This window comes from Micromonospora sp. DT227 (assembly GCF_049841835.1).
Lineage (GTDB): Bacteria > Actinomycetota > Actinomycetes > Mycobacteriales > Micromonosporaceae > Micromonospora.
The window spans coordinates 213,606-234,786 of sequence record NZ_JBNCLA010000009.1; the positions used below are offsets into that span (position 1 = coordinate 213,606).

The following is a 21,181-nucleotide window of genomic DNA, read 5'->3' on the forward strand; positions in this document are numbered from 1 at the left end:
AGACCATCCCACCGCAGTAGTCACAGACACCGAAGAGAGAGTCATGTCCAACTTCACCGCCGCGGACGTCAAGAAGCTCCGGGACCTCACCGGCGCCGGCATGATGGACTCCAAGAAGGCGCTGACCGAGGCCGAGGGCGACTTCGACAAGGCCGTCGAGATCCTGCGCGTCAAGGGCGCGAAGGACGTGGGCAAGCGGGCCGGTCGCACCGCCGCCAACGGTCTCATCGCCCACTCCGGCCAGGCGCTGCTCGAACTCAACTGCGAGACCGACTTCGTCGCCAAGAACGACGCCTTCATCGCGCTGGCCCAGCAGCTGGTCGAGCACGGCGTGACCAGTGCCGCCACCAACGCCGAGGAGCTGCTCGCCAGCACCATCGACGGCAAGAGCGTGGCCGACCTGATCCAGGAGCAGTCCGCCAAGATCGGCGAGAAGCTGGTGCTGAACCGCTTCGCCAAGCTCGACGGCACCACCGCGGTCTACCTGCACCGCAAGAGCCAGGACCTGCCCCCGGCGGTCGGCGTGCTGGTGCAGTTCTCCGGCAAGACCGACGAGGCGGGCGACGCGGACGCCCGTGGCGTCGCGATGCAGATCGCCGCGATGCGGCCGAAGTACCTCACCCGGGACGAGGTGCCCGCCGAGACGGTCGAGTCCGAGCGGCGCATCGCCGAGCAGACCGCCCGCGAGGAGAACAAGCCCGCGGCGGCGCTCCCGAAGATCGTCGAGGGCCGGGTGAACGCCTTCTTCAAGGACTTCGTCCTGCTGGAGCAGGCCTCGGTCGCCGACAACAAGAAGACCGTCAAGCAGGTGCTGGCCGAGGCCGGCATCGAGGTGACCCGCTTCGTGCGGTTCGAGGTCGGCCAGGCCTGAGCCGCCACCCGGGCCGCGGGCCCGGGCAGCGAGAACGTGGACGAGGAGGCCGCCGGTGTACGCGACAGGCACCGCGGCCTCCTCGTCACATAGGGTCGGCAAGGGCAGGTACGCGACGCTCGCGCGGTGCGCGGGGAGAAGGGGCGGGGCGGATGACGCAGGTTGTGAGTGACCGGAGCCTGGCGGCGGATGACCCGACCGCCCCTCCGCCCGGCCGGTCCCGTCGGGTGGTGCTGAAGCTGTCCGGCGAGGTCTTCGGCGGCGGCGCGATCGGCGTCGACCCGGACGTGGTCCAGGGCATCGCCCGGCAGATCGCCACCGTGGTCCGCCGCGGCGTGCAGGTCTCCGTGGTGGTCGGCGGCGGCAACTTCTTCCGCGGCGCCGAGCTGCAGAAGCGCGGCATGGACCGCGCCCGCGCCGACTACATGGGCATGCTGGGCACGGTGATGAACTGCCTCGCGCTCCAGGACTTCCTGGAGAAGGAGGGCATCGAGACCCGGGTGCAGAGCGCGATCACCATGGCCCAGGTCGCCGAGCCGTACATTCCCTTGCGCGCGATCCGGCATCTGGAGAAGGGCCGGGTAGTGATCTTCGGCGCCGGCGCCGGGATGCCGTACTTCTCCACCGACACGGTGGCCGCCCAGCGCGCGCTGGAGATCCGCGCGGACGTGGTGCTGATGAGCAAGAACGGCGTGGACGCGGTCTACACCGCCGACCCCCGGATCGACCCGACGGCGAGCAAGCTCGACTCGATCACCTTCTCCGAGGTGCTGCGCCGCAACCTGCGGGTCGCCGACGCCGCCGCGTTCAGCCTCTGCATGGAGAACGGCCTGCCGATGCTGGTCTTCGGCGCCCAGGGTGACGACACGATCGTCCGCGCCGTCGGCGGTGAGAAGATCGGCACGCTGATCACCGCCTGACCGGCCCACCCGGACCGGCAGCGGTCCTCTGCCACAGCCCCAGCACAGCCCACGACGAGCGACAGAAGGAGGCGAGGAGACCGGTGATCGACGACACCCTCCTCGAGGCGGAGGAGAAGATGGAGCGTGCCATCGAGCACGCCAGGGAGGAATTCGGCGGGATCCGCACCGGTCGCGCCAACGCCGCCATGTTCGCCCGGATCGTCATCGACTACTACGGCAGCCCGACCCCGCTGCCGCAGATGGCGTCCATCGCGGTGCCCGAGCCGCGCATGGTGATCATCAAGCCGTACGACACCTCGCAGACCAATGCGATGGAGAAGGCGATCCGCGACTCGGATCTCGGGGTGAACCCGAACAACGAGGGCAACCAGCTGCGCATCGTGCTCCCGCAGATGACCGAGGAGCGGCGACGCGAGATGATCAAGGTCGCCCGGCAGAAGGGCGAGGAGGCGAAGGTCGCCGTCCGTAACATCCGCCGTAAGGGCAAGGAAGAGCTGGACCGCCTGGTCAAGGACGGCGAGGTCGGCGAGGACGAGGGCCGGCGCGCGGAGAAGGACCTGGACGACCTGACCCAGCGCTTCGTCGGCACCGTGGATGAAATGATCAAGCACAAGGAGAGCGAGCTGCTCGAGGTCTGAACGGCCCGCGCACTCCGTCACGGCACCGCGCCGCCGTCGCCCGGCACCCCGGGCGGCGGCCCGGTGCCGTCGTCGTGCCCGGCGGCGTCCACCCTCGACGCCGGCCGGTTGCAGTAGGCTCGGCACGATTCCCGACCACCACCGGGTGAACGGCGGGAATCGCCCGGCCGTCGGTCGGTCAACAGGAAGTCTCACGCCGGTAGGGGATGGTCTTGGTCTTGCGTCATGTGGTGGCTTTCGTACCGTCTGCCGGTGCGTGATGTCCCACCCCGACCCCTACGGCAGCACCGAGCCGCGCGGCTGGGACCGCTCGGCCCCCGCCCTGCCCTGGCCGGAGACCGGCCTGGAGCCCGGCCCGTGGCGGCGTCCCGCCCCCGGCCCGGACGGCTTTCCCGACGCGGAGGCGTACGCCGGGCCGGTCACCGACGCGTACCCGCTGGATCAGCGGCACCACGACGCGCCGTGGCCGCCCGACGGCCCGCCGGCCGCGCCGCGTGGCCGGCGGGACGAGCCTGGGCCCGGCGACCGTGGCCCGGCGGGCGACGACCGGCCGGACGACGACTACCCCACCGCGCAGATCGCCCCGGTCCGCGACGAGTTCACGGTCCGTGACGACCCCGCGGTACGCGACGAGCCCGCGCCCGAACCGCCGGCCGGTCGCCGGTCGAAGGGGCGTCGACGGGCGAGCGCGGACCGTCCCCCGACCACCGCGCCGCCGGCGTCCCGGGCGGGTCGCAACCTGCCGGCGGCGATCGGCGTCGGGGCGGCTCTCGGCGCGGCGATCGTGGTGCCGCTCTTCTTCTTCCTGCCGGCGTTCCTGGCCGTGCTCGCCGCCGCGGTGGCGATCGGCATCTGGGAGATGGCGCGGGCGGTCCGCCGCAGCGGCGCCCACCCGCCGCTGGTGCCGCTGGTCGCCGGTGGCGTGATCATGGTCGGGCTGGCCTGGTTCGCCGGCCCGGACGCGCTCTGCCTCGGGCTGCTGGTCACCGTGCTGGGCACGATGATCTGGCGGCTCGGCGACGGTCCCGGCAACTACCAGCGTGACCTGACCGCGGCCACGCTGATCGCGGTCTACGTGCCCTTCCTCGCCGGCTTCGCGGCCCTGCTCGCCGCCGCGCCCGACGACGGTCACCTGCGGGTGCTGGTCACGCTGGTGGCGGTGGTGCTCTCCGACACCGGCGGGTACGCGGCCGGGGTGGCCTTCGGCAAGCGTCCGATGGCCCCGAAGATCAGCCCGAAGAAGTCGTGGGAGGGCTTCGCCGGCTCGGTCACCGCCGCCGCGGCGGGCAGCGCGCTGCTGCTGTGGCTGCTGTTCGACGTGGCCCCGTGGTGGGGTGCGTTGTTCGGGATGGCGATGTCCTGCGCGGCGGTGCTCGGTGACCTCGCCGAGTCGATGATCAAGCGCGATCTGGGCGTCAAGGACATGAGCAACCTGCTGCCCGGCCACGGCGGCCTGATGGACCGGCTCGACTCGATCCTGTTCGCGGTGCCGACGGCGTACCTGCTGTTGGCGGTGTTCGTGCCGGTGGTGAGCTGAGGGATGGATCACGTCGTCACCACGCCCCCGACCGGCCGGTCGGGGGCGATTCGGCGCCGGTGCACAGGTGCGTCCGGCTCGGCGCGTGTCAGACTGGACGCGCCATGACGAGCCTCCCGCTGATCTCCGTAGACCCCGACGCCCGCGGCCGCCGGCCCGCGATGCCTCCCCGCCACCTCGCCGACCTCGACCTGCCGGGCCGGCAGGCGCTCGTCACCGAGCTGGGCGAACCGGCGTTCCGCGCCAAGCAGGTGTCGAACCACTACTTCGGCCGCCTGGTCCGTGACCCGGAGCGGATGACCGACCTGCCGGCGGCGACCCGGGAGCGGCTGGCCGGCACGTTGCTGCCCACGCTGCTCACCCCGGTGCGCGAGCTGGCCTGTGACGACGGCGCCACCCGCAAGGCGCTCTGGCGGCTGCACGACGGCTCGCTGGTGGAGAGCGTGCTGATGGGTTACCCGGACCGGGTCACCGTCTGCATCTCCAGCCAGGCCGGCTGCGGCATGGCCTGCCCGTTCTGCGCCACCGGCCAGGCCGGGCTGACCCGCAACCTCTCCACCGCGGAGATCGTCGACCAGGCCGTCTACCTGGCCGGCGTGGCCGCCTCCGGTGCGGTGGCCGGCTCGCCGCCGCGGCTGTCGCACGTGGTGTTCATGGGCATGGGTGAGCCGTTGGCCAACTACGCGCGGGTGGTGGCGGCGATCCGCCGGCTGGTCGCGCCGGCCCCGGAGGGGCTCGGCCTGTCCCAGCGGCACATCACCGTCTCCACGGTCGGGCTGGTGCCGGCCATTCGGCGGTTGGCCAGCGAAGACCTCTCCGTGACCCTTGCGTTGTCGCTGCACGCCCCCGATGATGAGCTGCGCGACGAACTCGTCCCGGTCAACCAGCGCTGGAAGGTGTCCGAGGTGCTGGACGCGGCGTGGGACTACGCGGCCACGACGGGGCGTCGCGTGTCCATCGAATACGCGATGATCAAGGACGTGAACGACCAGCCGTGGCGGGCCGACCTGCTCGGGCGGCTGCTGGCGGGCAAGCTGACCCACGTGAACCTGATCCCGCTCAACCCGACTCCGGGCAGCCGCTGGGACGCCAGCCCGAAGCCGGTCGAGCGGGAGTTCGTCAGGCGGTTGCGCGACGCCGGCGTGTCCACCACGGTGCGGGACACCCGGGGGCGCGAGATCGACGGGGCGTGTGGGCAGCTCGCCGCCGCCGAGGACACCGACAGCGACCCCCGCGCGGCAACGGCGTAGCGGTACGAGACCAGGAGACATAGTGGCGAGTCAGGGTCAGCGTTTCCGGCGGAAGGCGCTCCGTCGGGGATACAAGGTCGACGAGGTGGACGCCTTCCTGGACCGGGTCGAGGCGACCCTCGACGGCCAGCCGATCGGTGCGCCCGTCGCGTCCCAGGAGGTCCACGACGTCGTCTTCCGGGTCCGGTTCAACGGCTATGACGAGTGGCAGGTCGACCTGCACCTCGACCGGGTCGAGCGGCAGCTCGCCGAGCTGGAGGAGCGCGCCGGCGCCCCCGGCGGGCGCGGTGGCGATCCCCGGATGGCCGACCGGCTCGGGCCGCCGATGCGCGACGACCGTGGCCTGTCCCCGGTGCCGCAGCCGCCGATGCCGCCCCGGCAGATGCCGGCCCAGGCCGGCCCGCCCGTCGACCGCTACGGCAACCGCTACGACGAGCCGACCGGCGCGTTCGCCGGTGGGTACGACGGCCCCCGTGGCGGCTACGACGCGCCGCGCGGCCCGGCCGGTCCCGGCCCGATGGGCCCCGGGCCGGGCGCCCCGATCGGGCACGGCGGACCGCCGCCGCGCAGCCTGCCGCCCGGCCCGGGCGGCTACGGTCAGGACACCGGCCCCGGCGGTTACGGCCAGGACACCGGCCCCGGTGGCTACGGTCAGGACACCGGCCCCGGTGGCTACGGTCAGGACACCGGTCCGGGCGGGTACGGGCACGGCCAGGACACCGGTCCGGGCGGCTACGGTCAGGACAAGGGCCCGGGTGGGTACGGCGGCCCGAGCGACCGCTTCGACGGCTTCGAGGCCGGCCGGCACGGTCGGGCCGACATGACCGCGGAGATCCGGATGCCCGAGCGGGACCTGCGGGAGCTGCGTGGGCGCGGCCCGGCCGGCCCGCCGGCGCTGCCGCAGCAGAGCTACGGCCCGCCGGATCCGGGCTACGGCCCGCCGGACCAGGGCTACGGCGGCGGCCCCTCGATGACGGGCCCGCCGCTTGTCGGTCCGCCGGCCGCCGGCCCGCCGATGGTGGGCCCGCCGATGGCCGGCCCGCCCGGCAGCGACCTGCACCGGGTCGACCAGATCCGGCGCGGCTTCCAGGTCCGTCGGTTCGGCAGCGGGTACGACCCGGACCAGGTCGACCGCTTCTTCGACACGCTTCTCGGCGGCATGCAGGGGCGCAACCCGATGCCGGTGAACCCGAAGGAGCTGGACACGCTGCGCTTCGGGCTGGTGCCCGGCGGCTACTTCGAGGCGGAGGTCGACGCCGCGCTCAAGGACGTGCAGGACATCCTGCTCGGCCGCTGAGCCGCACCCGACGACGCACCGACGACGCACTGACGACGAAGGGCCCGCCCCCGAGGGGACGGGCCCTTCCGCGTACCGCTGGTGCCGGGTGTCAGGACCGCAGGCCGTTGCGGCGCAGCACGGCGTCGCCGATGACGATGGCGAGCAGCAGCGCGGCGATCCCGAACAGCCAGATGTGCTCCACCCGGCCCTCCTCGGTGCCGCAGAGCGCCATCAACACCAGGGCCACCGCCGACACCACCGCACCGATCCGTCCGGACCTGCGGTGCCCGGGCCTGTGCTGGTCTGGCGCGGTTACCGGCTCGTCTCCTGCCACTGTCGGTCCTTCCCTCGCGATCGGATCTCCGGTTAGTCTGGCACGCCGCGTGCCGGGCCCGGCGCAGGGTCCGACCCGACGGGGTCGGACGACCCGCACGGGCGACCGGCGGCCGGCGCGACGGGTGGGCGGATCGGCCCGGGCCGTTGGACCTGTTCCGCGGGGGCCGGCCGGCACTGTGGGCGTCGCGGGACGGCGACCACACTGTCTCCGGTAGCGTCTTGTCGTACGCCTGATGCCTTTTTGAGGGGGACTACGGTGCGAGTGACCGGTACGGGCCACGCCAGCATGCGGATCGACACGCCCGCGGGCAGCATCCTGTGCGACCCGTGGGTCAATCCCGCCTACTTCGCCTCGTGGTTCCCCTTCCCCGACAACTCCCAGCTCGACTGGGCGACGCTGGGCCAGGTCGACTACCTGTACGTGTCGCACCTGCACCGGGACCACTTCGACGCGAAGCACCTGCGGGACTTCGTCTCGAAGGACGCCACCGTCCTGCTGCCCGAGTACCCGACCTCCGAGATGGAGGACGAGCTGCGGGAGCTGGGCTTCACGAAGTTCCTGAAGGCCCCGAACGAGCAGGTGGTGGAGCTGCCCGGCGGCCTCAAGATCATGATCCAGGCGTTGACCAGCCCGACCGACGGCCCGATCGGCGACTCGTCGCTCTGGGTCGAGTACGACGGCGTCCGGCTGCTCAACCAGAACGACGCCCGCCCCACCGACCTGACCGTCTTCGCCGAGCTGGGCCACGTGCACGCGCACATGCTCCAGTTCTCCGGCGCGATCTGGTACCCGATGGTCTACGAGCTGCCGCAGTCGGCGAAGACCGCGTTCGGCAAGCAGAAGCGGGACCGGCAGTTCGACCGCACCTGGCGCTACATCGACGACCTGAAGGCCGACCACGTCTTCCCGATCGCCGGCCCGCCCTGCTTCCTCGACGACGAGCTGTGGCAGTTCAACGACATCTTCGGCGACGAGGGCAACATCTTCCCCGACCAGTCGGTCTTCCTGGCCGAGTACGCGAAGGTCGGCGGCCACAACGGCATCGTGCTGCTGCCGGGCAGCGTCACCGAGATCACCACCGAGGGCGCGACCACCACCCACCCGCAGCCGGTGGAGGAGTTCTTCGCGAACAAGGTCGCCCACCTGGAGGAGATGCGGGAGCGCAAGCGCGGTGTCATCGAGGCCGAGAAGGCGTCCTGGCGGCACCCGGAGATCGACGTGCTGGCCGAGATGAAGCGCCGGATCGAGCCGCTGCTCGACGAGTCGATCTACCTGGCCAAGGGCGTCGGCGGCCCGGTCCGCTTCGACCTGGTCAGCTACGACGGCGCCGACGTCGAGTCGATCGTGGTGGACTTCCCGGGCAAGGAGGTCCGGCCGTACGCGGACGAGAAGGTCCGCTACCGGTTCCGCACCGAGCGGGCGCTGATCGAGCACCTGTTCCACATCGGCGAGGTCGACTGGGTCAACTCGCTCTTCCTCTCCTGCCGGTTCTCGGCGGCCCGGATCGGCCAGTACAACGAGTTCGTCTACGCGTTCTTCAAGTGCCTCTCCGAGGAGCGCCTCCAGTACGCCGAGGGCTGGTACGACGAGCACGAGCGCGCGGTCGACGCCGAGGACATCACGGTCGACGGCTGGGTGGTGCAGCGGCGCTGCCCGCACCTGAAGGCGGATCTGAGCCGGTTCGGCATCGTCGACGGTGACCAGCTCACCTGTCAGCTCCACGGGTGGAAGTTCGACCTGCCCAGCGGTCGGTGCCTGACCAGCGTCGGGCACAAGATCCGCGCCCACCGGGCCGACGAGGAGACGCCGGCGCCGGCCGGGAACCCGGTCATCTGACGCTTTCGCCCCGCCCGCCGCCCCCGGCGCGCGACCATCTCCTGGTGAGGGGGGCGGCGTGACGGGGGCGGACCGGGAGCCGGCGTACCGGTTCGCGCGCAGCAGCGAGATGGCGCGGGACGCCTCCCGGGTGGAGGCGTTCAGCGACGCGGTGATCGCCATCGTGCTCACGCTGATGGCGGTCGAGCTGCTCCAGTTCGGCCCGGACGCCCCGAACGATCGGGGGCTGCCGGCCGCGTTGGCGCACGAGTGGCGGGCCTACCTGGCGTACGTGATCACGTTCGCGGTCGTCGGCCAGGTCTGGCTGACGCACCACAACATGTGGCGCTACGTCTGCCGGGTCGACCAGATGCTGCTGGTGTTGAACCTGCTGCTGCTGATGTTCGTGGCGGCCATCCCGTTCACCGCGAACCTGCTGGCGGACAATCTGCGCGGCTCCGTCGGCGACCAGCGGCTGACCGCGGCGCTGTACGTCGGCACGGTGCTCGGCGAGGCGGTGTTCTTCAACCTGAGCTGGTGGTGGGCCCGCCGCCGGGGCCTGCTGCACCCGGATCTCGACCCGCGGCTGGCCCGGGCGGTGGCCCGCCGGTTCCGGCTCGGCCCGCTGCTCTACCTGGTCGCGTTCGCGGTCGTGTTCGTCGACCCGATCCTCAGCCTGCTGGCGTACCTGCTGCTGATCGGGCTCTACGTGATCCGTGGCCCGGGCGACCTCCCGCGCGCCGGGCAGGAGGCCGCCTCGTCGTGAGGTGTTAAAAGGGGGCCCCTCCTATACCGCAGGCGTTAAGCGGGGGCCCCGCCTTACATGTCGGCGAGGATGCGGCGGGCGGCGTTGTGGCCGGCGGCGCCGATCACGCTGCCCGCCGGGTGGCAGCCGGCGCTGCCCGCGTAGACGCCGTCCACGCCGGTGGCGTACGGCATCCGGTCGGTGAACGACACCGTGTTGTCGACGTGGTGGATGTGCCCGCCGGTGATGCCGAAGTGGGCCTCGATGCCGGGCGGGGGCAGCGGCACCGCGTCCGCGATCAGGTCGGCGGTGCCCGGCGCGTACCGCTCGCAGATCGCGATCAGCCGCTCGACGTACCCGGGCAGCGCCGCGTCCCAGGTGGTGCCGGCCAGCTCGTAGGGGACCGACTGGACGAACAGCGCCGACGAGTGGTGCCCGGCGGGGTCCTGCAGCGACGGGTCGACGGTGGTGTGCACGTACCACTCGATGGTCGGCTCGTCCGGCAGCCGCCCGGCCTGGACGTCGGCCCACATGCCGCGCAGCGCCGCCATCGGCGACTCACCGCCGCCGCCGACCAGCGAGTCGGAGCCGGGCAGCAGGTGGATGGTCGAGCCGAACGGGCTCGGCGCGTCGGCCGGCAGGCAGGAGAAGCGCGGCAGCCCGGTGAGCGCCAGGTTGAGCTTGAGCGTGGTGCCGGGCCGGCGGACCGCCGCCATCCGCGCGCCCAGCTCCGCCGGGAGCACGCCGTCGGGCAACAGGTCGATCAGCCGGTACGGGTCACACGCGCCCAGCACCACTGACGCGCCGACCTCCCGACCGTCGGCCAGCACCACGCCCGACGCGGCGCCGGAGTCCAGCGTGATCGCGGTGACCGGGGCGCCGGTGACGATGCGGGCGCCCGCGCCCCGGGCCGCGTCGGCGAACGTGCGCGACACGGTGCCCATGCCGCCCTCGGCGATCATCCAGGTGCCGTCCGCGCCGGGGAGCCGGCACATGTTGTGCACCAGGAAGTTGTGCCCGGTGCCCGGGTCGTCCGGGCCGGCGTTGAGCCCGGACAGGCCGTCGGTGACCGCGTACATGCTGACCAGCAACTCGGAGCGGAAGTCGAAGCGGGCCAGGTGGTCGGCGACCGAGCCGCGGACCAGGTCGACGAAGACCTGTCGCAGGGCCGGCCGGACGTAGCGTTCGGCGGTCTCGTCGACCGGCAGCGGCTCGGCCAGCCAGGCCGGCGCGAGGTCCTCGCGGAGCTGGGCCAGCTCGGCCTGGAGCGCGTCGTCGGCCGCCACGTCCGCCGCCGAGAACATCTCGGTGAGCTGCCGCCGGGTGGCCGCCGCGTCGCTGCCGAAGAGGAGGTACGGCGCGCCGGGGCCGCCGGGCGTGGGCAGGAAGTAGTGCGGGTCGCGGCGCAGCACCGGAATGGTCACGTCGAGCGTGGCGAGCAGTTCCGGCGGCATCAACCCGAGCAGGTACGACCCGGTGGAGTGACGCAGCCCGGGCACCAGCGGGAACGGGTTCTCGGTGCGGGTGGCGCCGCCGATCACCTCGGCCGCTTCCAGCACCAGCACGTCGAGGCCGGCGCGGGCCAGCAGGATCGCCGAGACCAGGCCGTTGTGCCCGGAGCCGACCACGACGACGTCGGCGCGTGCCGGCAGCTCTGTCCCGTCACTCATGGGAACGGAGCCTACTGCCGGGCCGACCCCGGCGGGAGGGTTCGCGGCCGGGCGCTACCGTGGCCGGCATGCCCGAGGCAGTCCAGTTCGCGCTCCCGGCCGTGCTCGTCGTCCTGCTCCTGCTCTGGTTCGTGCTCCGGCGGTCCGCCGGCCGTCCCCGGGATCTGGTCGCCCCGGACCCGGTCGCCGGCGGTGGGCAGGGGGAGGTGCTGCGGCTGGCCCGTGCGGGGCACACGGTCGAGGCGGTCCGGCTGTTGCGCCAGCAGACCGGGCTGCCGCTGCTGGAGGCGAAGCAGGCGGTCGACGCGTTGCGGGCGGGCGGCCCGCTGCCGGCCCCACCCGGCGGCCCGGTCGACCCGGGCGGCGGCGTGCGCGCCGAGGCGACCCGGCTGGTGCACGCCGGGAAGAAGATCCACGCCGTCAAGCTGGTGCGGGAGCACACGAACTGGTCGCTGGCCGAGGCGAAGCGGTACGTCGACCGACTCTGACGTCACGCCACGTTCACCGGGCAGTGGCGGCGGTCGATGCCGTCCGAGGGCTACCGTCGGCGGGGAACCATCGTCTCGGGGAGGTCATCCGATGGATCGTCGTACCGTCCTGCGTGCTGCCACCGTGGTGGGCGGCACCGCCTTCGCGGGCAGCCTCTGGGCCGCCGCCGCGCCGGCAGCGCCCGCCCAGCCCGGCCCCGGCCCCTACGGTGACCTGCTGGCCGCCGACGCCAACGGCCTCCGGTTGCCGGCCGGCTTCACCAGTCGGGTGATCGCCCGTTCCGGCCAGCGGGTCGCCGGCACCTCGTACGTCTGGCACCCGGCGCCGGACGGCGGCGCGTGCTTCCCGGCCGGCGACGGCTGGTACTACGTCTCCAACTCGGAGGTGCCGCTGGTCGGCGGCGCCTCGGCGGTGCGCTTCGCGGCCGACGGCACGATCGTCGCCGCGTACCGGATCCTCGGCGGCACCAACAACAACTGCGCCGGCGGTCCCACCCCGTGGGGGACGTGGCTCTCCTGCGAGGAGGTGCCGCTGGGCCGGGTGTTCGAGACCTGGCCGGACGGCGGCCGGGGCGGCGAGGAGCGGACCCGGATGGGTCGCTTCAAGCACGAGGCGGCGGCCTGCGACCCGGTCCGGCAGGTGGTCTACCTGACCGAGGACGAGCCGGACGGCTGCTTCTACCGCTTCGTCCCGGACACCTGGGGTGACCTGCGCACCGGTCGGGTGCAGGTGCTCTGCGCCCCGGAGGACCAGGTGGCCGGCCCGGTGACCTGGCGGGACCTGCCGGACCGGGACGGTTTCCCGGTGCCCACCCGCTTCCAGGTGGGCGCCGCGAAGTCGTTCGCCGGCGGCGAGGGCTGCTGGTACGCGGACGACACCTGCTGGTTCACCACCAAGGGCGACAACCGGGTGTGGGCGTACGACGCGGCGCGGGAGCGGCTCGACCTCGCGTACGACGACTCGCTGGTGGAGGCCGGCGCGGCGCCGCTGACCGGGGTGGACAACATCACCGGCACCGGAGGCGGCGACCTCTACGTGGCCGAGGACGGCGGCGACATGGAGATCAACATGATCACGCCGGCCGGCGTGGTGACGCCGTTCCTGCGGCTGCTCGGGCAGTCGGCGTCGGAACTCACCGGCCCGGCGTTCGCGCCGGACGGCAGCCGGCTCTACTTCTCGTCCCAGCGCGGCACCAACGGCGCGAAGGCCGGCACCGGCGGCATCACCTACGAGGTACGCGGCCCGTTCCGGCGCTGACCGGCTCAGGCGCGGGCCGCCTCCCGGGCGGCCCGCCACCGGCTCAACGCCAGCGTGGCCGAGTAGCCGGCCAGCACGATCACGTGGAACAGGTAGAGCCAGAGCAGCACCGCCACCCCGCCGCCGATCTCGTCGAACCCGCCGAACGGCACGCCCAGGTTCAGCGGCAGCGAGCAGAACAGCACGAAACCGTGCAGGAAGCCGGAGAGGTTCGCGGCGGTGAACGAGCCCATGCCGAGCGTGGACAACCAGTCCGGGGAGGCCGGGCCGACCACCCGGAACACCCACACCAGCACCGGCGTGAGCACCAGCCACACCGCCAGGAACGACAGCACCACACCGAGCGCGCCGATCCAGCCGCCCTGCCGGACCAGCCGGGTGGTCAGCGGCAGCGCCAGCAGGATCGACAGCAGCAGGGCCGGGGCGGGCGCGAGCAGCGGCAGCAGCAGCAGCCGGCCGCGCCAGCCGACAAGCGCGCCGGACTCGGCGCGCGGCTCGGCCACCGAGACGAACGCCCGGCGCAGCCCCTCGCCGTAGAGCGAGGCCGGCAGCAGCGAGGCGAGCGCCAGCAGCGGGGTCAGCCCCAACCCGGCCTCGACCAGCGCGGCCACCGCCCGGTGCGCGCCGATCTCGGTGGGCAGCGTGTCGATCGCGTACGAGGTCAGCCGGCGCACCCGGTCGGCGCCGGCGAGCAGCCCGGTGAGCCAGATCGCCAGCAGCGCCACCGGCACCACGGCGATCGCGCCGTAGAACGTGATCGCGGCGGCGTGCAGCGAGAGATCCCGGCCCCGGACCGGCCGGAACGCCGCCGAGGTGATCCGCTTCGTGCGTTGCCAGCCGTCGCCCATCGCCCCCTCGTTCCCCGTGCGGTCGCCGGCCACGCATTACGATCCGGCGTCATGATGATCGCCTCGACCGAGCGGCTGGTGGTCCGGGAGTGGACCGAGTCACCCGACGACCTCGCCCGGGTCTACGACATCTACTCCCGTGCGGAGGTGATGCGCTGGCTGGGCGGCGGGAAGGGGCGGTTGACCCGGCCCGGCGACGCGCTGGAGCGGGTGCGTTCCTGGCGTGAGCGCAACGCGCCGTACGCCGGTCGGTGGGGCCTGTGGGCGATCGAACCGCACGCGACGGGCTGCGCGGCCGGCAGCGTGCTGCTCAAGCCGCTGCCCGGCCGGGACGGCGTCACGCCGACCGACGACCTGGAGGTCGGCTGGCACCTGCACCCCGACGCGCAGGGCCACGGCTACGCCACCGAGGCGGCCCGGGCGGTGCTGGAGCGGGAGTTCGCCACCGGCACCGGCCGGGTGTACGCGGTGGTGATGGCCGGCAACGAGCCGTCGACGGCGGTGGCCCGGCGGCTCGGCATGACGCACCTGGGCGTGCGCACCGACTGGTACGGCGGCGCGGAGCTGGAGACGTTCGTCCTGGACCGTCCCGCCTAGCCGGAGTTCCTCGTCTCGTCCGGTGCCCGTACGTTGGCAGTTCGCCGTCGGACTCCTACGGTGGTGGGGACGCGGGGGAGGTGCGGTGGTCGACGGCGGCGAGGCAGCACGTTGGCTGCAACTCCACGCGTCCCGGGGCGGGCCGGACGAGTTGTCGCTCCTGGTGAGCAGCGCAGCGCCGGCCATCGGCGCCAGCGAGATCGTGATCTACCTGGCCGACTACACGCAGTCGTCGCTCGTCCCCCTGCCCGGCGCCGGCCCGGCCCGGGGCGAGCTGACGATCGAGACGACGCTGGCCGGTCGGGCGTTCACCAGCCTCGAGGTGCAGCGCGCGCCCGCCCACCCGGACCGGCTCTGGGTGCCCCTGCTGCTCGGCTGCGAACGGCTGGGGGTGCTGGAGGTCGTGTCCCCGGCCGTCGGCGACCCGGCGCTGGAGCGGCCGGCCTGGGAGGTGGCGGTCAACGTCGCCCAGCTCCTGGTGAACCGCCGGCTCTACGGTGACGCCGTCGAACGGATCCGCCGCCGCCTGCCGATGCAGGTCGCCGCCGAGATCGTCTGGGGGCTGCTGCCGCCGCTGACGTTCGCCACCGACGACCTGGTGATCACCGCCATCCTCGAACCCTGCTACGACGTCGGCGGGGACATCTTCGACTACGCGCTCAACGGCGACGTGCTCAGCGTCGGGCTCTTCGACACCTGCGGGCACGGCATCAAGGCGAGCGCGTTGGCTTCGCTCGTGGTCAGCGCGTACCGCAACGCCCGGCGTACCGGCCTCGACCTGGTCGACACGGCGATCAGCATCGACAGGTGGGTGCGCTCCGAGCACCCCGGCACGTTCGCGACCGGGCTGCTCGCCGAACTCGACAGGCGCACCGGTCTGCTCCGGATCATCAACGCGGGCCACCCGGGCGCCATGCTGCTGCGCGACGGCCGGGCCGTCCGGGCGCTGCCCGGCCCGACCGTGCTGCCGCTCGGCCTGGGCAACCTGTCGGGCAAGCGCCCCCGGGTGCACGAGGAGGCGCTGCACCCGGGCGACCGCATCCTCGCCTACACCGACGGCATCACCGACGCGCGCGGCGACAACAGGGAGCGGTTCGGGCTGGACCGGCTGGTCGACTTCGTCGAGCGTGCCCTCAACGACCGGCTGCCCAGCCCGGAGACGATGCGTCGCCTGATACGGGCCGTCCTCGCGTACCAGCAGGACGAGCTTGACGACGACGCCACCGCCCTGTTCCTGGAGTGGCAGCCGCCGCACCTGCCCATGCGGCACCTGGAGCACCTCGCCGCGTCCGGTGACCGCGACCGCTGATGCCGCGAGGGCGGGCCTCGGATGATCAGTCCGTGGCCCGCCCGGCCTGGCGGCCGCGGCCCACGTTGACGCGGCCGCGGCCTCACCCCGCGGTCAGCAGGGGGAGGTGATCCACCTGTGCGAGAGCAGGTAGGCAGGGCCGATGTTGCCCTGCCAACCCTGCCCCATGCACCCGTTGTAGCCGGCGTAGTACGTGCCCGTGTAGAACGCCACCGCCGTGTAGGAGGTGGAGGTTCCGCGGTTGTACACCGAGCGGGCCGGAGTGCTCCGGGCCCAGGAGCACCGGTCAGTTCCCGACGTCCAGTCCGGGTCGGCGTTCGACCAGTTGCACATGTTGCCTGACCCGCCGCTGCCGGTGTAGAAGCACACGTTGGAAGCGGGGCAGTCGGCGTAGGTGGCGGATGGGGTCACCACGGCCGCGGCCGGAGAGCTGACTGCCAGAAGGGCCGCTGCCGCCGTTGCGGCCACGGCGAGAGCCCGGCTCGGTCGGGTGAGTGCGGACAGTGTTCGCTGGAACATGCAGAACCTCCTAGGGCCGCCGAAAAGGGCTTCCGGCTTGTCGGAAGGAACGCCGCGCGGGTGCCGGCCGATCTGCCCGCGCTGACGTTTGTCTATGACTTGTAGTGTCGTGAGCACACCGGAGCCGATCCAGGCGACTGACCGGCGATCCACCGGCGACTTCCTCCCACGACGGCTGAGGAACAGGACAAGCGATGGAGTTCGGTCCTTTGATCAAGTCGCGTCGACAGTCGCTGAACCTCTCTCAGGAGGAGCTCGCCGCTCGGTCGGGAATCAGCGTGCGGAACCTTCGTGACCTGGAAACCGGGCGGATCCGGCAACCCCGCCAGCAGACCGTGCGGTTGCTGGCCGAGGCGTTGGGGCTGTCCGGTGACGAGCGGCGCGACTTTCACGAGCGGTCACGGGCGGCTCCGGGACTCAGCTCGCCGACGGACGGGACAGCAGGCGCCTCCACGGCGAGTCGACCCCTTCCGGCTCAACTGCCGCCGGACACCGCCTCCTTCACCGGACGCGCCGACGCTCTGGCCGTGATGGACGCGCTGCTCAGCACAGAGACGCCAACCGTGGGCACGACGACCCTGGTGGTAGGTCCGCCAGGGATCGGTAAGACCTCACTCGCGGTGCACTGGGCGCACCGGGTGAAGGACCGCTTCCCGGACGGACAGCTCTTCGTCAACCTGTCCGGGTTCGACCCCAGCCAACCGCCGCTGGCTGCCACCTCGGCGGCCCACGCGTTCCTGGGCGCGCTGGGGGTTCCGGCAGCGGCTACGCCGGTCGACGAGACGGGCCGGACTGGCCTGCTGCGCAGCCTGCTCGCCGGCAAGCGAATGTTGTTGCTGCTCGACAACGCCCGCGACGCGGAGCACGTCCGACTGCTGTTGGTCGCGGCACCGGGATCCGTAGTCGTCGTCACCAGCCGGGACCGGCTCCTGGGGCTGGTCGCGGCGGCGTCCGCACACCCGGTCAGCCTCAGCCCGCTCAGCGACGACGAGTCGCGACAACTGCTGCGCCGCCGGGTCGGCGCCGGCCGCCTCGATGCCGAACCGACCGCCGCGAACGTGATTGTCGACCGCTGTGGCGGCCTGCCGCTCGCCCTGGCGGTGACGGCTGCCCGGATCGTCTCCCAGCCCGCGGTGCCGCTGGCCGTCGTCGCGGGTGACCTGACCGGTGCCGTGCCACGGCTCGACAGTCTGGCCAGCCACGACAGCCCGACAGACCTACGCTCCTGCCTCCTCGGCTCATACCGGTTGCTGCGCCCCGGGGCCCGGCAGGTCTTCCGGGTGCTTGGACTGCATCCCGGCGCCGCCAACGAGGCGGCGGCGGCAAGCCTGGTCGGGCGCCCACCCGAGCACGTGGGCCTGCTGCTCGCCGAGCTGGCCCGGGTCCACCTGATCGGCGAGACGGCCGACCGCCGGTGGCACCTGCACGACCTGGTGGCCGCCTTCGCCAAGGAACGAGGGCAGCGGGACAGCGATGCCGACCGCAGGTCCGCGCTGAGGCGGCTCGGCGATCATTACCTGCAGACCGCGGTTGCGGGTGCCCGTCTCCTCGAGCCTCGCCGGGAACCGCTCCCCACGATCACCCCGGCGCCGGGTGTCACCGTCCACCCGCTCGCCGACGAGGAGGACGCCAACGCCTGGTACCGGGCGCACCGGACAATCCTCGTCGCCATGGTGCACCTGGCCGCCGAGCACGGCATGGCGACCCACGCATGGCAGTTGGCGTGGGCGATGACCACGTTCCTGTCCCGCGGCGGCCACTGGGCCGACCAACTGGTGGTGAACCGCGTCGCCCTCCGTGCCGCCCGAGTGGGCTCCGACGCCCGCGGCATGTCGTACGCGCTGCGCGGTATGGGCCGCGCCTACCTGCGTCTCGGCGACCACGATGCGGCCGAGGCCAGCCTGCGTCGGGCGCTGCGGCTGTCGAGCCGGATCGGAGACCTCGGCGGGCGGGCGCGGGCCCACCACGGGTTGGCGTATGTGCGTCAACAGCGCCGCGACCTGCCCGGCGCCCTCCACCACTCCCGGCGGGCTAGGCTCCTCTTCCTGCTGGCGGGCAACCACAGCGCTGGTGCCGAAGCGCTCAACAGCTCTGGTTGGTACCACCTGCTGGCTGGCAATCTCCGCCAGTCGTTCCGTCAGACCCGGACGGCGCTGGTTCTGTTGCGGCGGTTCGGTGAGCGGCACGGCGAAGCCAGCGCCTGGGACACTCTCGGCCGGCTCTGCGCCCAGCTGGGCGATCCGGGCCAGGCGGATCGATGTTACGAGCACGCCCTTGCGTTGTTCCGGGATCTGGGGGACCCGTTCTTCGAGGCGGAGGTGCTGATGCACCGGGCGGAGGACCGGTGGGCGGCGGGCGACCGGGACGCCGCCAGAGCGGACTGGAGCGCCTCCGCGCGGATCCTTGAGGGCCTGCACCATCCGTGGGCCGCCATGGTGCGCGATCGGATCGGCAATCCGGGCAGCTAGCTGTACTGCCCTGGACCGGCCATGGTCGGGTCCAGCCGACGAACCGGGCGAAGTTCGTGCTGCGGCAGCCGTTCGAGTTCACCGTCGACCCGGCCGACCCGCGCGACGAGGAGGCCCCGGAACGGCCCGGGTGAGGCGTGCGGCGGCGCTGGGGAACAATGGGCGCGTGACCACTCCCCGAGACCTCGTGCTGCTCGGCTCGACCGGCTCCATCGGCACCCAGGCCATCGACATCGTCAAGCGCAACCCGGACCGGTTCCGGGTGGTCGCGCTCGGCGCCGGCGGCGGCAACGTGGCGCTGCTGGCCGCGCAGGCGCTGGAGCTGGGCGTGGCGGCGGTCGGGGTGGCGCGGGCATCCGCCGCGCAGGATCTCCAGCTCGCGTTCTACGCCGAGGCGAGCCGGCGCGGCTGGGCCTCCGGCGACTTCAAACTTCCCAAGATCGTGGCCGGGCCGGACGCGATGACCGAGCTGGCGCAGTGGCCGTGCGACGTCGTGCTCAACGGCGTGGTCGGCTCGCTGGGCCTGCCGCCGACGCTGGCCGCGCTGCGCGCCGGGCGTACCCTCGCGCTGGCCAACAAGGAGTCGCTGGTGGCCGGCGGCCCGCTGGTGAAGGCCGCCGTCGCACGGCCGGGGCAGATCGTTCCCGTTGATTCCGAGCACTCGGCGCTGGCGCAGTGCCTGCGCGGCGGCGCCCGGGGCGAGGTGCGCCGGCTGGTGGTCACCGCCAGCGGCGGGCCGTTCCGGGGCCGGCGGCGCGACGAGTTGACCGACGTCACACCGGAGCAGGCGCTGGCGCACCCGACCTGGCAGATGGGCCCGGTCGTCACGATCAACTCCGCCACCATGGTCAACAAGGCGCTGGAGGTCATCGAGGCGCACGAGCTGTTCGACGTGCCGTACGCCGACATCGAGGTGATGGTCCACCCGCAGTCGGTGATCCACTCGATGGTCGAGTTCGTCGACGGATCCACGCTCGCCCAGGCCAGCCCGCCGGACATGCGGCTGCCCATCGCGCTGGGCATCGGCTGGCCGGACCGGGTGCCCGACGCCGCCACCGCGGTCGACTGGACCACGGCGCACACCTGGGAGTTCGCCCCGCTCGACGACGCCGCCTTCCCGGCGGTGGCGCTGGCCAAGGCGGCCGGCGAGGCGGGACGGTGCCGGCCGGCGATCTACAACGCGGCCAACGAGGAGTGCGTGGCCGCGTTCGTGGCGGGCCGGCTGCCGTTCCTCGGCATCGTCGACACCCTCGGGCGGGTGCTGGAGGACGCTCCCGATTTCGACGAACCAGGTACCGTCGAGGACGTGCTCGCCGCCGAGTCGTGGGCACGGGCGCACGCCCAGGAGATCATCGTCGGGTCGGTGGAAGGAGCTCGATGAGCTATCTGCTCGGGGTGGTGCTGTTCGCCCTGGCGATCCTCATCTCGGTGAGCCTGCACGAGGCGGGGCACATGGTGACCGCCAAGGCGTTCGGGATGAAGGTCACCCGCTACTTCGTCGGCTTCGGGCCGACGCTCTGGTCGTTCAGGCGGGGCGAGACGGAGTACGGCGTCAAGGGCATCCCGCTCGGCGGCTTCTGCAAGATCGTCGGAATGACCCCGCAGGACGACGACGTCGAGCCCGGGGACGAGAAACGCGCCATGTGGCGCTACCCGGTGTGGAAGCGGACGATCGTGATGTCCGCCGGCTCCGCGATGCACTTCGCCATCGCGTTGGTCGCGCTCTGGATCATCGCGGTCTCCGCCGGCCTGCCGAACCCGAAGTTCCCCACCACCGAGGCCGGCTTCCGGGCCGAGCCGGCGGTGATCGCGCTCGCCCCGTGCGTGGTGGTGGAGAACGCCCCCCGCGCCTGCCAGGCCGGCGACCCGGCCAGCCCGGCCGGTCAGGCCCAGCTCAAGGACGGCGACCGGATCACCGCGGTGAACGGCCGCCCGGTCTCCACCTGGGGCGACATGCTCGACGTGGTCCGCGGCACGCAGCCCGGCCCGGCCACCGTCGCCTACCTGCGCGACGGCACCCCGGCCACCGCCACCGTCGACCTGGCCTCGGTGCAGCGCCCGCCGCTGAACGACCCCAAGGGCGCCACCTCGGCGGTCTCCGCGCTGGGCGTGGCGCTGCGGCCCAGCACGCCGACCCGGGTGGAGTACGGTCCGGTCGCCGCGTTCGGCGCCACCGCCGACTTCACCGGCAACATGGCGGTGCAGACCTTCCACGCCATGCAGCGCATCCCGCAGAAGGTGCCGGCGCTGTGGCACGCGATCACCGGCGCGGAGCGCGACGTGGACACCCCGATCAGCGTGGTCGGCGCCAGCCGGCTCGGCGGCGAGGCCGTGGAGAACAACGCCTGGCTGGTGTTCTTCATGCTCTTCGTGTCGCTGAACTTCTTCATCGGCGTGTTCAACCTGCTGCCGCTGCTCCCGCTGGACGGCGGCCACATCGCCATCGCCTGGTTCGAGCGCGCCCGCTCCTGGCTCTACGCCCGGATCGGCCGCACCGACCCGGGTCGCGTCGACTACCTCAAGCTCATGCCCCTCACGTACGCGGTGATCCTGGTGGGTGGCGTGTTCACGCTGCTGACCGTCACCGCGGACGTGGTCAACCCGATCACGCTCTTCTCAAGGTGAGTGC

Annotated in this window: 19 protein-coding genes; 15 read left to right on the forward strand and 4 right to left on the reverse strand. The window is 72.6% G+C overall.

What is annotated here, in order from left to right:
• Positions 1-43: 43 nt before the first annotated feature.
• The 6 genes from tsf (at position 44) to ACLQ2W_RS27130 (ending at position 6,516) form a co-directional block, all read left to right on the forward strand.
• On the forward strand, positions 44-871 hold the full coding sequence (gene tsf / locus ACLQ2W_RS27105; protein WP_425789820.1) for a translation elongation factor Ts: 828 nt from the start codon (positions 44-46) through the stop codon (positions 869-871).
• Between the two features lie 152 nt (positions 872-1,023).
• Entirely contained in the window at positions 1,024-1,791 is a 768-nt protein-coding gene (gene pyrH / locus ACLQ2W_RS27110; RefSeq protein WP_036345766.1) for a UMP kinase, read from the forward strand.
• An 83-nt stretch (positions 1,792-1,874) separates the two neighbouring features.
• Positions 1,875-2,432, forward strand: coding sequence for a ribosome recycling factor (frr, locus tag ACLQ2W_RS27115; RefSeq protein ID WP_281935654.1), 558 nt, complete (start codon positions 1,875-1,877; stop codon positions 2,430-2,432).
• A gap of 259 nt (positions 2,433-2,691) precedes the next feature.
• Complete coding sequence (locus ACLQ2W_RS27120; protein WP_425789823.1) at positions 2,692-3,969, forward strand: phosphatidate cytidylyltransferase; 1,278 nt, start codon at positions 2,692-2,694, stop codon at positions 3,967-3,969.
• 104 nt (positions 3,970-4,073) lie between these two features.
• Positions 4,074-5,219 (forward strand): 23S rRNA (adenine(2503)-C(2))-methyltransferase RlmN, encoded by a 1,146-nt coding sequence (rlmN, locus tag ACLQ2W_RS27125; protein WP_281935651.1) that lies wholly within the window; start codon positions 4,074-4,076, stop codon positions 5,217-5,219.
• Positions 5,220-5,241: 22 nt separating this feature from the next.
• On the forward strand, positions 5,242-6,516 hold the full coding sequence (locus ACLQ2W_RS27130) for a DivIVA domain-containing protein (protein WP_425789825.1): 1,275 nt from the start codon (positions 5,242-5,244) through the stop codon (positions 6,514-6,516).
• A gap of 91 nt (positions 6,517-6,607) precedes the next feature.
• Here the strand turns inward: ACLQ2W_RS27130 and ACLQ2W_RS27135 are convergent, their stop codons facing one another.
• Positions 6,608-6,832 (reverse strand): DUF2631 domain-containing protein, encoded by a 225-nt coding sequence (locus tag ACLQ2W_RS27135; RefSeq protein ID WP_107155975.1) that lies wholly within the window; start codon positions 6,830-6,832, stop codon positions 6,608-6,610.
• Positions 6,833-7,090: 258 nt separating this feature from the next.
• Between ACLQ2W_RS27135 and ACLQ2W_RS27140 the strand changes: the two genes are divergently transcribed.
• A complete protein-coding gene (locus ACLQ2W_RS27140; protein WP_281935647.1) occupies positions 7,091-8,671 on the forward strand; it encodes a Rieske 2Fe-2S domain-containing protein in 1,581 nt (526 codons plus the stop codon).
• A 109-nt stretch (positions 8,672-8,780) separates the two neighbouring features.
• Complete coding sequence (locus ACLQ2W_RS27145) at positions 8,781-9,416, forward strand: TMEM175 family protein (RefSeq protein WP_425789918.1); 636 nt, start codon at positions 8,781-8,783, stop codon at positions 9,414-9,416.
• A gap of 53 nt (positions 9,417-9,469) precedes the next feature.
• Here ACLQ2W_RS27145 and ACLQ2W_RS27150 read toward each other — a convergent pair whose 3' ends face one another.
• Positions 9,470-11,065 (reverse strand): phytoene desaturase family protein, encoded by a 1,596-nt coding sequence (locus tag ACLQ2W_RS27150; protein ID WP_425789828.1) that lies wholly within the window; start codon positions 11,063-11,065, stop codon positions 9,470-9,472.
• A 68-nt stretch (positions 11,066-11,133) separates the two neighbouring features.
• On the opposite strand from ACLQ2W_RS27150, the gene ACLQ2W_RS27155 reads away from it, so the two are divergent.
• Positions 11,134-11,553, forward strand: coding sequence for a 50S ribosomal protein L7/L12 (locus ACLQ2W_RS27155; protein WP_425789830.1), 420 nt, complete (start codon positions 11,134-11,136; stop codon positions 11,551-11,553).
• Between the two features lie 91 nt (positions 11,554-11,644).
• Positions 11,645-12,811, forward strand: coding sequence for an alkaline phosphatase PhoX (locus ACLQ2W_RS27160; RefSeq protein ID WP_425789832.1), 1,167 nt, complete (start codon positions 11,645-11,647; stop codon positions 12,809-12,811).
• A 5-nt stretch (positions 12,812-12,816) separates the two neighbouring features.
• Here the strand turns inward: ACLQ2W_RS27160 and ACLQ2W_RS27165 are convergent, their stop codons facing one another.
• A complete protein-coding gene (locus tag ACLQ2W_RS27165; protein ID WP_405092874.1) occupies positions 12,817-13,659 on the reverse strand; it encodes a YhjD/YihY/BrkB family envelope integrity protein in 843 nt (280 codons plus the stop codon).
• 51 nt (positions 13,660-13,710) lie between these two features.
• On the opposite strand from ACLQ2W_RS27165, the gene ACLQ2W_RS27170 reads away from it, so the two are divergent.
• Complete coding sequence (locus tag ACLQ2W_RS27170; protein ID WP_425789834.1) at positions 13,711-14,256, forward strand: GNAT family N-acetyltransferase; 546 nt, start codon at positions 13,711-13,713, stop codon at positions 14,254-14,256.
• Positions 14,257-14,341: 85 nt separating this feature from the next.
• Complete coding sequence (locus ACLQ2W_RS27175) at positions 14,342-15,565, forward strand: PP2C family protein-serine/threonine phosphatase (protein WP_425789836.1); 1,224 nt, start codon at positions 14,342-14,344, stop codon at positions 15,563-15,565.
• 93 nt (positions 15,566-15,658) lie between these two features.
• Here the strand turns inward: ACLQ2W_RS27175 and ACLQ2W_RS27180 are convergent, their stop codons facing one another.
• Positions 15,659-15,979, reverse strand: a complete 321-nt coding sequence (locus ACLQ2W_RS27180; RefSeq protein ID WP_425789838.1) for a peptidase inhibitor family I36 protein — start codon at positions 15,977-15,979, stop codon at positions 15,659-15,661.
• Between the two features lie 299 nt (positions 15,980-16,278).
• Here ACLQ2W_RS27180 and ACLQ2W_RS27185 point away from each other — a divergent pair, with 299 nt between their 5' ends.
• The 3 genes from ACLQ2W_RS27185 to ACLQ2W_RS27195 all read left to right on the forward strand — a co-directional run bounded on the left by ACLQ2W_RS27185 (position 16,279) and on the right by ACLQ2W_RS27195 (position 21,177).
• Positions 16,279-18,552 (forward strand): ATP-binding protein, encoded by a 2,274-nt coding sequence (locus ACLQ2W_RS27185; protein WP_425789840.1) that lies wholly within the window; start codon positions 16,279-16,281, stop codon positions 18,550-18,552.
• 166 nt (positions 18,553-18,718) lie between these two features.
• A complete protein-coding gene (gene dxr, locus ACLQ2W_RS27190; protein ID WP_425789842.1) occupies positions 18,719-19,933 on the forward strand; it encodes a 1-deoxy-D-xylulose-5-phosphate reductoisomerase in 1,215 nt (404 codons plus the stop codon).
• Positions 19,930-21,177 (forward strand): M50 family metallopeptidase, encoded by a 1,248-nt coding sequence (locus ACLQ2W_RS27195; protein WP_425789844.1) that lies wholly within the window; start codon positions 19,930-19,932, stop codon positions 21,175-21,177. The genes dxr and ACLQ2W_RS27195 overlap by 4 nt, the downstream gene beginning before the upstream one ends.
• The last annotated feature ends 4 nt before the right edge of the window (positions 21,178-21,181 follow it).